Below are 14,379 nucleotides of genomic sequence, written 5' to 3'. Positions count from 1 at the left end.
CGCATATTTCGGTCCTTATGTCCACCATGCGACCTTTGCCCTGGTTCCCCTCTGCCGTCTCGGCATACTGCTTGGTATCCCCCGGGCCGGTCCCCGGAGGTGTGTTGTCTATTCAAGAGAATTAAGAGGGTGTGTTTCGATGCGATATACGGTCATCGGTGCCGGAGCCATGGGCTATCGGCTGGGCGTGCTGCTGCAGGAGCAGGCCGGCCTGCAGGTGGATTTCGTGGATACCTGGATGCCCAATATTGACAAGGTTCATGACCAGGGAGGCGTCTATGTTTCCCGCGATCATGAGAATCGGCATTTGGTGCCCGTCAACATTTACACCCCCGAGGACTACAAGGGCGACCCCGACGTCTGGATCGTCATGCTCAAGCAAATGCAGCTGGAGGGGGTCCTGGAGCGTTGCGCACCGCTCTTCCGCGACCATCAGGTGGTCTTCTCGGCCATGAACGGCTGGGGTCACTTCGACACGCTGCTCAAGTACTTCCCCAAGGAGCGCATCTACGGCGGCACGGCCATGATCGGCACGGTCCTCAATGGGCCGGGCGACGTGGACTTCATCGGCAAGTCCGGGGCAGGTTCCATGCACCTGTGTGCCATGACCGAGCAGACCACCGACCTGGAGCGCCGGATGGCCGAGGACTTCAAGGCCGCCAACCTCAACCCCATCCTGACCGAGAACTTCGAGGGCACCTGCCTGGCCAAGATAATCTTCAACTCGGTGGTCAACACCATCTGCACCATGTACCAGATCACCATGGGCCAGTTCATCTCCTACCCGGGGGCCAAGGACATGTCCCGCCAGCTGATCGACGAGGCCTATGATGCCTGCGAGCGGGCCGGCAAGCAGTTGATTCAGACCCGCCAGGAGACCCTGGACGAGGTGGACTACGTCAGCCGCATAGGCAATCCGCTTCATTACCCCTCCATGTACCAGGACATGTCCAAGGGCCGTCCGACCGAGGTGGACTACATCAACGGCTACCTGGCGCGCCTGGGCCGCGAGCATGACTACGTCTGCCGGACCCAGGAGTTCCTGACCCACGGTGTCCACTTGGCTGAGCTGGCCTTCCGCGTCCACCACGAAGAGCAGGCTGACCAGGGGTGATGCAAACGGCCGCTGAGCGGATCTCCATGAATTACTTTCCCAGGTAAGAAAAACACGCCCTTCCAGACAAGTTAGCCACGGGTCCCTAGCATGGAGCCTGATTATTCAGTGCCGACAAACGGCATCGTCGGGCTTATGGCGGAGGTGTCATGGAGGATCATCGCGGCGGCCCAAGGATGGGGTCTTATCAGAGCGAGTCCAATCTGGGGGTTTCCCTCAGGTTGGTTTACATGGAGCAGTCCGGGTTGTCCCTTGCTGTCCTCTTTCCGGGGAAGGGTCTGCCGCGAATAGTTCACTGGGGCGATCCAGTGGCCGATCCGCAGGCCCTTCTGGGATCCTACGACGCCCTGGTCCCGCAGCGGGTCTCAGGAGGGCTGGACCTGACGGCCTGGCCCAGCATCCTTCCGACCCAGTCCGAGGCTTGGACCGGACAGCGCCGACTGTGCATCAGCCGGGGTGGTGTTGAGGTCTTTTGCTGCTTCCAGGTGGAATCAGTCGATCTGGGTGCAGAACCGATTCGGCCTGACGGCTCCGCTGTTCCGACACTGAAGGTTCGGGCCTGCGACCGGGACCAGGGCGTAGGACTGACCTGGCGTTGCCAGATGCTCCCGTCCGGTCTCGTCAGGCAGCGTGCGGACCTGTTCAACCTGGATATGGTCGCAGATCTGGATGTCAACGGCTTGGAGCTGGCTTTTCCCTTGCCGGCTGAGGCAACCGAGATTCTGACCACCACCGGTCACCACCTGCGCGAGCGCAGTCCTCAACGCCAGCCCTTGACTGTAGGCCGTCTGGAGCGTTCGAGCCTGGTGGGCCGGCCGGATTTTGACTCCTCCCTGCTCATGTGCGCGGGCCGACCCGGGTTCGGATTCGAGCATGATGAGATATACGCAATCCACCTGGGTTGGAGCGGCAATGGTCTGCTCAGCGCCGAGCGGATTCCTTCGGCTCCCGCATTGCTGGGCGGCGGCGAGATTCTGATGGCAGGGGAGATCACGCTTCCTCCTGCCTACGGTCATTCCGGCCAGCCGGCGTATTCCACGCCTTGGCTGTATGGTTCCCGGGGCAAAGGTCTGGACCAGGTGGCCCACAGGTATCACGCTTTCTTACGGTCCCTGCATCCTGGTTTTGCATCACGTCCCAGGCCCGTAACGCTGAACACCTGGGAGGCGGTCTACTTCGATCAGTCCTATGACAAGCTGGCTGCCCTGGCCGAACAGGCGGCCCGTATAGGTGTGGAGCGCTTTGTCGTTGATGACGGGTGGTTCCAGGGCAGGCGTTCGGATGAGTCCGGGCTGGGGGATTGGTCCATAGATCGGCAGGTATGGCCCGAAGGACCTAAGAGTCTGGAAGCCCTGGCTGCCAAGGTACATCAGCTGGGGATGGAATTCGGTCTCTGGTTCGAACCCGAAATGATCAGTCCGGACTCAGGCGTTTTCCGCGATCATCCTGACTGGGTCCTGTCCCCGGGGCCTTCCCGGTTGCCCGTCATAGGCCGCAACCAGCAGGTCATGGATCTGACCAATCCCGATGCCTATGCCCATGTGTTCGAGGCCATGGACTCGCTCATTGCGCTTATGGGCATCGACTACATCAAATGGGACCACAATCGCTATGTGACCGAGGCCTGCTCTCCCCGGTCGGGACGTCCTGCTGTGCATGCGCAGACCCAGGCGGTCTATGGAATCATGCGCGACCTGAAAACCAGGCATCCCGGTTTGGAGATCGAGTCCTGCGCTTCCGGAGGCGCCCGCATCGATCTGGGCGTATTGGAATATGCCGACAGGGTCTGGGTCTCGGACTGCGTGGATCCGGTCGAGCGGGCCGACATCCAACGGTACACATCCCTGCTGGTGCCGCCGGAGATGATGGGTGAGCATGTGGGTGATTCCCCTGCCCATTCCACCGGCCGCGCCACCTCGCTCGGTCTGCGTGCGGCCATGGCTTTCTTCGGCCACATGGGCGTGGAATGGAACCTGCTTGCCGTGCCCCGGGTTCAGCTGAATGAACTGGGGCGCTGGATCGATCTGTATAAGCAGTGGCGGCATATACTGCACACCGGTCGTGTAGTACATGGCGACGCGCCCGACCCGGCAGTCCGCCTGGATGGAGTGGTCTCAGCTGACGGCTCGCAGGCGCTCTACCGCTTCACCCAGTTGACCTCTTCGGTCAATTACCCCCTGCAGCCCCTGGCGCTTCCCGGCTTGGATTCCAGTGCCGACTACCGGATCAGACCCTTGGACGTCTGCCGTGATCTGGATCGGATCGGCAACGGGCAAAGCCCTCTGGCCTGGTGGCGTCCCCAAGGCGTGGTCCTGCCGGGTGCGGCCTTGGGCACTCAGGGAATCCGGCCGCCGGTCATTCACCCCGCTGAGGCCGTGATCTTTGAGGCGAGCCGTATCTGAATCCGTCCAGTCGTTCCCGGTTCATTCGGGCTTATCGGCCTCTTCGGGACCCTGCAGGTACCGGGCGATTGCTCTGGCCGCCGGTGCTTGGGCCCAGCGGAGCCAGTCGCCGTCGATGATCTTCACGGGGACCTCGACCATCTGGCTGTGGCGGAATGATGCTGTGCCCTTGCGTACGGATTCGATGCACCTCTTCATCAGATAGGAGGTCTCCCCGCCTACCAGGACCTTGTCGGGCAGGGCTACATTGGCCACCAGGGCGATCAGGACCCCTAGCCGATAACCGGTCAGATTGAGCAGGGTCTCCGCCTGCGGCATGTCCTCTTCCAGGTCCTTGACCAACTTGTCAAGGCTGGCAGCCTGCCCGATGGCATGTGAGTATTGCTCAGCCAGGGAACCTGTAGTCAGGCACTGGGCGCAGCCACGATGGCCCAGATAGCAGACCGGCCCATCCGGATCCACCAGCTGATGGCCAATCAGCCCAAACCCTTCATCCGGCGAGGAGACAGGCATACCGTGCTCGCTCAAGGCATAGCCAATGCCGGATCCCATGGTGATCAGAGCGAACCGGTCCAGCCCGATGCCCTCGCCAAACCATCCTTCGTACAGGGCCAGGGCGTCGAGATCATTGAAGACCAGACAAGGCAGATCACATGTGTTCTCCATCTGGGTGGCAAGATTAACGGGTTCGCTCCAATGCAGGAAGGGGGCGTAGGTGACGACCCTGTCTCCCTCCGCCCGACCGCCCAGGGAGATGGCCAGGCCGGAGGGGCTGGGCAGCCCGGCCTGGCTGATCTCGCGCATGCAATCTTGCGTAAGGTTTGAGAGCATCCTTACGACCTGGCCCGGGTCTCGTTGCCGAATGTGATGACTGTGGGACTGGCCGACGGGTCGGCAGGCCAGGTCCGTCGCCGTGGCCAGCGCGGTGCCACCGTGAAGATTGATGCCGATGAAGGTCTTGGCTTCCCGGCGGATGAGCAGGGCCTGCTGCGGTCTGCCTACACTGCTGGAGCTATGCTTGCGACGATCCTGCCTTCCTGGTTCGTGTGCCTGCGGTAGAGTGCCGGCTTCCCGGATGACCCCGAGATGGGTCAGATCGTTGGTGATACGTGATACAGCGCCCTGGGTCAGGTTGAACCGCCGCGCCAGAGCCACTCTGGAGATCGGGCCGTGCTGGAGGATCTCGACGGCGATGCGGTGGGTGTACCTGGAGGCCGTGAACCAGGCTGGGAATGGCCGTGCTTCCCCTGAGCAGTCAGCATCCTCGTGATGGTTTGATCTCTTGTTTTCTCTGTCGGCCACAGTGCCTCCTTGCGGAAAACTGGTACGACCCGATCGCGGACAAACCTCTTATACCGAACAGCCTATCTTAATTACTTTCTTAACGAAAGGAACTCGCCGGAGCTGGGAATGAAATATCCCGGTCCCCTATGCTGATCCGCAGAATCATCTAGGTCATTGTTGCCCATACGGATGGTAAAGGAGCCAACTATGAAGGATATCGGCAGTAGGGAGGGATCCGGGCTTGGACGAATATCGGCGTGGGTTCGCAACGGAGTCGCCTCACTCCTGGCTCTGTTGACCCTCGTGGCCATGGCTGGCTGCGGTCCCGCAGATTCAGGCCTGGTCACTCTGGACTTCTTCCAGTTCAAATTCGAGGCCGCCGACCAGTTCAAGGCCATGGTGGCACAATTCGAGAAGGAGAATCCTGATATCAGGGTGAATATCAACAATTCGGCCGACGCTCAGACGGATTTGCGCACTCGGCTGGTCAAAAACCGGGTGCCCGATGTCATCACCTTCAACGGCGATATCAGCTTCGGCATGTTCGCGGCATCCGGGGTCTTCCATGATTTCACTGACGATCCCCTGGTCAAGGAGCTCAATCCGGGCATGGTGTCGATAGCCAGGAACCTGGTCCAGACCAAGGATCCTTCGGCCAAGCGCCTGTATGGTCTGCCCTTTGCCGGCAACGCCAGCGGGTACATATACAACAAGACGCTTTGGCGAAAGGCGGGGGTCGACCCTGACCATCCGCCCCGCACCTGGTCGGAGTTCACGGCAGTCATGGATCGGTTCAAGGACCAGGGCATCGAACCTGTGCAGGGCACCCTCTCCGATTCCTGGACAGCCCAGGCTCCCTTGGCATCTCTGGCGGGGACCCTGGTCCCTGAGAGCAGGTACAGGGATCTTTTGGCTGGAAAAACCGATTTCAAGACCCTGTGGACACAGCCGGCTCGGCGTGAGGTCGAGCTCTTCAGCCATTCCACCGGCGACATGGGCGTCACCTACCAGCAGGGCACCCAAAACATGGCCAAGGGCAAGGTGGCGATCCTTCCTCTGGGAACATACGCCATACCGCAAATCAGGATGATCAATCCGGATGTGGACCTCGGATTCGCCCAGATGCCGGCCAATGATTCCCCCTCCCGGCAGATACTGACGGCTGGCGACGATGTCATGCTGACCATGGGCGCCACCACCAGGCACCCCAAGGAGGCCATGAGGCTAATCCGCTACCTGATGCAGCCCCGACAGCTGCGCACCTATGCAAAGGCCCAGACTGCCTTTACGCCGACCAGAAAGGTGGAGGCAGGCGATCCGGCCCTGAACGGGGTTCTTCCCTTCTTCCAACAGAACCGCCTGGCTGACTTCTGCGACCATTACATCCCCTCTTCCATCAACATCGGCGGCTACCTACAGACCATGGTCACCAAAGGGGATGTGGATGGCTTCATCGGTTCCATGCAGAACGAATGGGACAAGGTGCAGGCAAGGAACTTCCAATGATGAAAGGTCAGGATTCAGACATGGCACAATCCAAGGTCGTCGGCATCCATACAGCCGACGCAACAGCCAAGGCCGGAAAACGGCCTTCAAAGTTCTCCAATCGCAAAGTGGACCGCGCCTTCTACTGGATGGCTGTCCCTGCGGCACTGATCTTCACGCTCTTCCTCTATGTGCCCTTCCTCCAGGGTGTGGCCTACTCCTTCACGAATTCGCAGGGATACGGGCGCTATTCGTGGATCGGTTTCAGGAATTACGGCGCCCTCTTCCGTGACGGCCGCGTGGGCCACGCTTATCTGTTCACTCTGCTGATCGCCATCCTGATCACCCTGCTGGTCAACTTCATCGCCCTGTTCATCTCGGTGGCGCTGAATGGGAGGATCGCCTTCAAGAACGGGTTCCGGGTCATCTATTTCATCCCCTACACGCTCTCGGTTCTGGTCATCGGCTATGTCTTCAAATACATCTTCATGACGCCTCTGCCGGCTCTTGGCAAGGCCCTGGGCATCGGCTGGCTCTCCCAGTCCCTGCTGACCAGCGAGCACTATGCATGGATTCCCATTGTCTTCCTATCGGTCTGGCAGGCGGTGGCTTATTCAACCCTGATCTATCTGGCGGGTCTGCAGACCATCGACTCGGAGGTCTATGAGGCCGCATCCATTGATGGCGCCAACGAGTGGCAGAAATTCTGGAGGATCACCTTCCCCTTGATTGGCCCATTCTTCACCATCAACCTGGTGCTGACTCTGAAGAATGCCTTCAACACCTTCGATCAGGTGGTGGCCCTGACCGCAGGAGGGCCCGATTCCAAGACCGAAACAGTCACCTACCTCATCTACAAGGGCGGCCTTACCGGAGGCGAGTACGCCTACCAGACAGCCAACGCGGTCATGTTCTTCATCGTCCTGGCTGTGATCGCGTTCATCCAGCTGGGCATTTCCAGAAGAGGGGAGAAGATCTGAGATGGCACAGACAGCGCTTATGCACCCGCGGACATCTGAACAATCAACAGAAATAAGTGGAAGGCGGCATGGGGGATTCCCGGGATCGCGCCTCAAGAGGGTCAACTGGTGGCTGACGGCCACTGTGGCTGTGCTCTCCCTGACGATTCTTGTGCCGCTCTACTTCACCGTGGTCACGGCTCTGAAGACCCCTGCGGAGGCCGGAACCTTCAGCCTGCCCTCTTCCTGGCAGTGGCACAATTTCGCCGATGCCTGGAACAAGGTCAACTATCCCAAGGCTGCACTGAATTCAGCCATCGTCACGGTCTGCGCAGTGGCACTCACCCTGCTGACCAACACTTTCGTGGCCTACGCCGTGGCCAGGAATATGGACAAGCGCTTCTTCCGCTTCCTCTACTACTTCTTCATCGCAGCCATGTTCGTCCCCTTCCCCGTCGTCATGCTTCCCATCGCCAAGCAGTTCGGCAGCTGGCACTTGGACAACGTGCCCGGTCTGATCCTGCTCTACGTGGTGTTGGGTCTGGGTACCAACCTCTTCATTGCCACGGGATTCATCCGATCCATCCCTACAGCTCTTGAGGAGGCCGCCCGCCTGGATGGCGCAGGCACCTGGAGGATATTCTGGACCATCATCTTCCCGCTGATGGGGCCGATCAATGCGACCATCGCCATCACCACGGCTCTTTGGGCCTGGAACGATTTCCTCATGCCATTGATTGTTTTGACGGATCAGACCAGCCAGACCATCCCTCTGGCACAGTATGTCTTCAGCTCCCAGTTCGCCACCAACTACCCGATGGCATTCTCCAGCTACCTGATGGCCCTGGCGCCCATCCTGATCGTCTACCTGTTCGCGCAGAAGTGGGTCATCAGCGGCGTTATGAGAGGAGCTGTCAAGTAGCCCTGCCGGGACAGGCAGTTCTGGTCAGCCTATAGTAGAGGTCACAGAACAAGGAAGTCCCAGGAATCCAATCTTCGTGAGGAGGACCATGACCCAGGAAGAACGCATGCAGCTGCCCGACCAGGTACGGACCAACGGAGCCACCCCCAATCCCTGGTGGGCCAACGCTGTGGTCTACCAAATTTATCCGCGGTCCTTCCAGGACACCAACGGCGACGGCTATGGCGACCTGCCGGGCATCACACAGCGGCTGGACTACCTGGCCGACCTGGGCGTGGACGTGATCTGGCTGAGCCCGGTCTACAAGTCCCCCCAGGACGACAACGGCTATGACATCGCCGATTACCAGGACATCGACCCCATCTTCGGCACCATGGACGACATGGACGAGCTTTTGGACGAGGCCCACAAGCGTGGGATCAAGGTGGTCATGGACCTGGTGGTCAATCACACCTCGGATGAGCACGCCTGGTTCCAGGCCTCCCGCAACAAGGATGACCCGCACGCCGACTGGTACTGGTGGCGGCCCGCCAAGGCCGGCCACGAACCCGGCACCCCTGGCGCAGAGCCCAACAAATGGGGGTCCTACTTTGGAGGCTCCGCCTGGCAGTACGATCCGCAGCGCGGCGAATACTACCTGCACCTGTTTTCCAAGAAGCAGCCCGACCTCAACTGGGAGAACCCCCAGGTCCGGCAGGCCGTCTTCGACATGATGAACTGGTGGATGGACCGGGGCATCGACGGGTTCCGCATGGATGTGATCGTCATGATCTCCAAGACCGTCGACTCCGAGGGCCGCCTGCCCGGCGAGGACGGATCGGCCATCACTGACGGTCCCGTGGGGCCTGAGGGGTACTCGTCCTCGGTGCCCTTCTGCGTGGACGGCCCCAGGCTGGATGAGTTCCTCCAAGAGATGCGCAGCCAGGTCTTCCAGGGTCGGCAGGGTTACCTGACCGTGGGGGAGGCTCCCAGTCTGGCGCCTGCCCGCAGCGGGCAGATCACCGACCCGGCCAACCACGAGCTGGACATGCTCTTCCTCTTCACCCAGACCGAGGTTGACACCGGGGACAGCAAGTGGGACATCCGTCCCTTCCGAGTTCCCCGGCTCAAGGCTGCCATGGACGAGCAGCAGCAGGCTGTGGCCAAGGCCGGATGGGCCAGCCTCTACTTCGACAACCACGACCAGCCCAGGATCGTCTCCCGCTGGGGCGACACCTCCAGTGAGGAGCTGCGCTCGCGTTCGGCCAAGGCCCTAGGGCTCCTCCTGCACATGCACCGGGGGACCCCCTACATCTATCAGGGCGAGGAGCTGGGCATGACCAATGCCGGCTTCACCAGCCTCGACCAGTACCAGGATCTGGAGTCCATCAACCTCTACCATCAGCGGGTCGACCAGGCACACGAGCAGGATCCGGAGTCCATGATGGCCGCCCTGGCCTATATGAGCCGCGACAACGCCCGCACCCCCATGCAGTGGGACTCCACCAAGTTCGCCGGCTTCACGGCTCCGTACGCCCCCAAGCAGCCCTGGCTGGCCGTCAACCCCAATAGGGACAAGGTCAATGCCAAGACTGAGCAGCGTGATCCGGATTCGGTCCTGGCCTTCTACCGGGAGCTGATCCGCCTGCGGCACACCAATCCGGTCGTGGCGGCCGGCGGCTTCACCCTTCTGGATCCGGATGCGGACCAGATCTACTCATTCACCCGTTCCCTGGACCAGGCACCGGAACCCAAGTCGGGACCCGAAGCTGACAGCGTTCTGGACGCCCTGCCCTGCCAGCGCCTGCTGGTTGTGGTCAACCTGAGCAGCCGCCCGGCCTCACTGCCGCCTGAAACCGCAGCGCTTCTGGGCCTGGACCAGACCGGGTTCACCTCCATGGCCCTTGGAGCGGTGGACCCCGACCGGATCCTCATATCCACCTACCGGCCCGAGCAGACTGCCAGCTCCTTGCTGACCGGCCGCCTGTCCCCCTGGGAGGGTTTCGTCTACCGACTCTGAGGAAAACCCCGCCGTCGGCACGTTTTCCCGGCTAGAGTGGAAGTCAGCGATGCCCTGATGGGCCTGTACGGACCGGTTGGGTCCCCGGGTCCCGGGCTATGGGTCCGCGCCGTGGTCAATCCCGACGATTCCGGCGTGGACGGGAAAAGAAAGCGGGTTGCATGTCTCGTCTGATCATTGTCTCCAACCGTTTGCCCATGTCACTACAGGCACGGGATGACGGCTCCTACACCTTGCGGCAGAACGTGGGCGGACTGGCCACAGCCATCGGCCCCTACCACCGTTCCCATAAGGACAGCCTCTGGATCGGCTGGAGCGGCATCGATCCTCAGAAGTACTCGGAAAAGGAGCTGGACCGCATCCGTCAGGCCTACCGGGAGAGCCGGTGTATTCCTATATTCCTGAGCAAGGAGGAGCTGAACGGATACTACGCCGGGTTCTCCAACAACACCCTCTGGCCGCTCTTTCATGACTTCTCGCATGAGGCCGTCTTCCGCCAGGAGGACTGGGAGATGTACCGCAAGGTCAACATGCGTTTCGCGCAGGTGGTCGAGCCGCTCATCCGCAAGGGCGACACCATCTGGGTCCAGGACTACCACCTGATGCTCCTGCCCAAGATGTTGCGCGAACGTTACCCTGACGCCTCCATCGGCTGGTTCCTGCACGTGCCCTTCCCCAGCGCCGAGATTTTCCGCTCCCTGCCATGGAGCCGCGAGATCCTGGAGGGTGTCCTGGGCGCCAACCTGATCGGCTTCCATACGGTGGACTTCTCCGCCAGCTTCCTGGCTTCGCTGCACAGGCTGTTGCCCGAACTGCCGGTCAACCGGGACGGCGTGGTCGAAATGCCTGACGGCCACCGAGCAGCCATCGACGCCTTCCCCATCGGCATCGACTACAACCTCTACCGGCGTACCGCCCACTCCGGCCTGGCCCGGGCCATGCGTCGAGGAATCGACGAGGCCTGTGGCAAGTCCCCCCGTCATCGCTACCGCACCTCGGTGACTGCCGAGGGCGTGGCGGCCAACGAAGCCGCCACATCGGACGCCAACTGGTGGAGCCACTACATGGAGAAGGACATCCCCGAGTCCACGCTGGCCAAGCAGGCGGCTTCCTCGGTGGGCAGCCGCTCCAATAAGGTCATCGTTTCGGTGGACCGGCTGGACTACACCAAGGGTCTGCCCGAGCGGCTTCAGGCCTTCGGCCGCATGCTGGACAAGTACCCTGAATGGGTGGGCCATGTCACCTACTACCTGCTGGCTACCCCCTCGCGTGAGGTCGTCGAGTCCTATCAGCGGCTCAAGGCCCAGGTGGACCAGTTGGTGGGGGAGATCAACGGCCGCTACTCCCTGCTGGCCTGGACCCCCATCCACTACATCACCCGCTCCCTGTCCATCAAGCCTGTCTGCGGCATCTACACGGCCGGCGACGTAGCCCTGGTCACCCCCCTGCGCGATGGGATGAACCTCGTGGCCAAGGAGTACCTGGCCTGCCATGACGGACGCGACGGCACCCTGGTCCTGTCGGACATGTGCGGGGCTGCCGACGAGCTGACCGATGCCTTCATCGTCAATCCCTACGATATCGACATGGTCTGCGAGGCCCTGCACAACGCCCTGGAAATCACCCCCGAGGAGTCCAGGCAGCGCAACATCCGCATGCAGGCCCGACTCAAGGTGCGCACTGCAGCCAACTGGTGCACCTCGTTCCTCGACTCCCTGCGGCAGGTGTCCACTCCGGGCATGACAGACAGGAGGCTGCGTATGGATCACCACAATGCCATCGTTCGTCAGTGGGACGGCGCCCATCGTCGTCTGGTCCTGTGCGACTATGACGGGACGCTGACCCCGCTGGTTCGTCGACCTGAGCGGGCCAAGCCCACCCAAGCCCTTCGCCGCCTGCTGACCCAGGTGGGGAGCAACCCCGATGTGGACTTTCTGTTGGTCTCGGGCAGGAGCCACCAGATCATGCAGGATTGGTTCGACGACCTGCCGGTGGGGCTGATTGCCGAGCATGGTGCCTGGAACCGCAACCTACCTGGCAGCAGCTCAGACGAGTGGCAGCGGGCGAAGGGTCTGCCTGACTCCGATACCTGGCAGAAGGTGATTCGGCCCATCATGGATGAATCGGCCACCAGAGTCCCTCACTCCTTCGTAGAGAGCAAGTCCGATGCGGTGGCCTGGCACTATAGGATGAGCGATGCCCAGGTGGCCGACCAGGAGCGTCAGGATCTACTCCGCCGTTTGCGCGCCGTGGTCGTCGGCCTGGGGCTGATGATCATGGAGAACTCCAAGGTCGTCGAGGTCACCCCCGTGGCCACCAGCAAGGGTCAGGCCATCCTGCCCTTCGTCAACAGCGGTGACTACGACTTCATGATGGCCCTGGGCGACGATGAAACGGACGAGACCATGTTCGCCGTCATGCCCGATAAGGGATGGACCATCAAGGTCGGGCCCGGCCAGACCAAGGCCCGGCTGCGGGTCAACGATCCGACTGCGGTCACTCTGTTGCTGGCCGACCTGGGTGCCGGTGTGGCCCGTGACGCTAATGAGCCTGTGGCCTCCCACGACTTCCGCGACGACCATACCGTGGTCGACGAGGCGCACGCCCAGCTCACAGACGACAAGTAAGACAGACGACTGCCAGCCACTACCGGTGACTACTCGTGAAGTCCGTCAGGTTCATGGGTGGCTAGAGCTTCGCCTGGCTATCGGTCTGGTTGTCTCGGGTCTGTCCTCATACCTGTCCGGTCTTCGGGTGCCCAAACGTCTGATTGCCCACATGTTTTGGTTTTCAGCATGTTTGGGTGTCCACCATGTTGACGGCTGACCCTATTGGTCGGGCCCGGCCGACCATACTTGGAGCATGGATACTTCAACAATCACTGCCTGTCTTGAGGCCGATCATGCCGCTGATTTGCGCAAAGCCTCCCAACGTCTGGAGGGTGTGGCCCGCCATACCCTTATCGAGGAATCCGATGACTTGGGTGCTCGGATAGGCCATCGCGTCCTGCTCAAACCGGAGAATCTGCAGTTGACCGGATCCTTCAAGATTCGCGGAGCTTACAACAAGGTGGCCTCGCTGAATCAGGACGAGCTGGACCGCGGCATCGTCACCGCCTCCGCTGGCAATCATGCCCAGGGGGTGGCTTTTGCCGCACGCAGCCGGGGCGCGAAGGCCATCATCGTCATGCCCCGAATCACGCCGCCGCTCAAGGTCGATGCCACTCGGGCCTATGGTGCCGAGGTTGTCCTGCAGGGCGAGGTCTTTGATGAAAGCTCTGATTACGCCTTGGGGCTGGCACGTGACCGCGGCATGACCTTTGTCCCGCCCTTTGACGACTACGAGGTCGTCTGCGGTCAGGGGACCATCGCCATGGAGATTCTTCAGGACGTGCCCGATGTCACCGACATCGTGGTTCCCCTGGGTGGGGGCGGGCTGGGCGCTGGTGTGGCGCTCGCCGTAAAGACATTTAAGCCTGAAGTCAGAGTCATTGGAGCCACCCCGGTCGGATCTCCGGCTTGGCGTGAATCTCTGACAGCTGGTCATGTGGTCGCAGCAGATCAGATGCGTACGGCTGCCGAGGGTGTTGCCGTCAGGCGTCCCGGCGATCTGAACTATGCTCTGCTCAGCCGCTATATGGATGATCTGGTCCAGGTGACCGAAAGCGACATCTCAGAGATGATCCTATTCATGCTGGAGAAGCACAAACTGGTGGTCGAGGCAGCTGGTGCCGTCTCCCTTGCGGCCTTGGGCCAGTTGGATCTGCAGTCCGATGTCTTCCGGTCGGCTCCCGGGCCGCATGTGATTGTCCCCATCATCTCGGGCGGCAACATCGACACGGTCACCATGGGTGCAGTCATCCAGCGGGGGATGATTTCCCGCGGACGCATCATGCAGTTCGGTGTGGAGCTGCCCGACGTTCCTGGTCAGCTGGTCAAGGTGGCCACGGTCCTGGCCGATCTGCGTGCCAATGTAATCGAGCTCAACCACGATCAGTTCAAATCCTCCGGCCACTATGACAACGGCGTGCTCTTGGAGGTGACTGTGGAGACCAACGGCCCCGATCACATCACCCAGATTCTGGACACCTTGCGCAGTCGAGGCTTCCAGGTCCATCAGAACTACTGAGCACTAGGTCCCGATTGGATCCGGTGCCGGTGTCTGTGCCTGGCATCCGATGTTCGGGGACAATGATGGACCATGATCATCGCCGA

General features: G+C 61.2%; 9 protein-coding genes. 8 read left to right on the top strand and 1 reads right to left on the bottom strand.

The features are described from left to right. The first annotated feature begins 139 nt into the window (after positions 1-139). Both H3T88_RS07005 and H3T88_RS07000 read left to right on the top strand, forming a co-directional pair. Complete coding sequence (locus H3T88_RS07005; RefSeq protein ID WP_198204083.1) at positions 140-1,114, top strand: ketopantoate reductase family protein; 975 nt, start codon at positions 140-142, stop codon at positions 1,112-1,114. A gap of 149 nt (positions 1,115-1,263) precedes the next feature. Continuing rightward, on the top strand, positions 1,264-3,516 hold the full coding sequence (locus tag H3T88_RS07000; RefSeq protein WP_415873572.1) for an alpha-galactosidase: 2,253 nt from the start codon (positions 1,264-1,266) through the stop codon (positions 3,514-3,516). A 21-nt stretch (positions 3,517-3,537) separates the two neighbouring features. Here the strand turns inward: H3T88_RS07000 and H3T88_RS08855 are convergent, their stop codons facing one another. Further along, positions 3,538-4,818, bottom strand: coding sequence for an ROK family transcriptional regulator (locus H3T88_RS08855; RefSeq protein ID WP_198204082.1), 1,281 nt, complete (start codon positions 4,816-4,818; stop codon positions 3,538-3,540). A 291-nt stretch (positions 4,819-5,109) separates the two neighbouring features. Between H3T88_RS08855 and H3T88_RS06990 the strand changes: the two genes are divergently transcribed. From H3T88_RS06990 to ilvA, 6 genes are all read left to right on the top strand, one after another. Next, positions 5,110-6,306 (top strand): ABC transporter substrate-binding protein, encoded by a 1,197-nt coding sequence (locus tag H3T88_RS06990; RefSeq protein ID WP_415873732.1) that lies wholly within the window; start codon positions 5,110-5,112, stop codon positions 6,304-6,306. Positions 6,307-6,326: 20 nt separating this feature from the next. Next, positions 6,327-7,265: a carbohydrate ABC transporter permease gene (locus H3T88_RS06985; protein WP_198204080.1), complete on the top strand. Its 939-nt coding sequence runs from the start codon at positions 6,327-6,329 to the stop codon at positions 7,263-7,265. A 1-nt stretch (position 7,266) separates the two neighbouring features. Further along, positions 7,267-8,166, top strand: a complete 900-nt coding sequence (locus H3T88_RS06980) for a carbohydrate ABC transporter permease (protein WP_232347242.1) — start codon at positions 7,267-7,269, stop codon at positions 8,164-8,166. A gap of 88 nt (positions 8,167-8,254) precedes the next feature. After that, positions 8,255-10,165, top strand: a complete 1,911-nt coding sequence (locus tag H3T88_RS06975; protein ID WP_198204079.1) for a glycoside hydrolase family 13 protein — start codon at positions 8,255-8,257, stop codon at positions 10,163-10,165. Positions 10,166-10,326: 161 nt separating this feature from the next. Further along, positions 10,327-12,792, top strand: coding sequence for a bifunctional alpha,alpha-trehalose-phosphate synthase (UDP-forming)/trehalose-phosphatase (locus tag H3T88_RS06970; protein ID WP_198204078.1), 2,466 nt, complete (start codon positions 10,327-10,329; stop codon positions 12,790-12,792). Positions 12,793-13,027: 235 nt separating this feature from the next. Continuing rightward, the gene (ilvA, locus tag H3T88_RS06965) at positions 13,028-14,293 is read left to right on the top strand and encodes a threonine ammonia-lyase (protein WP_198204077.1); all 1,266 of its coding nucleotides are present in this window, start codon (positions 13,028-13,030) and stop codon (positions 14,291-14,293) included. The last annotated feature ends 86 nt before the right edge of the window (positions 14,294-14,379 follow it).

It is taken from the genome of Bifidobacterium sp. W8110, assembly GCF_016101375.1.
Lineage (GTDB): Bacteria > Actinomycetota > Actinomycetes > Actinomycetales > Bifidobacteriaceae > Bombiscardovia > Bombiscardovia asteroides.
The sequence above is the reverse complement of the archived record's forward strand: the minus strand, read 5'-3'. Positions and strand labels throughout refer to the sequence as shown.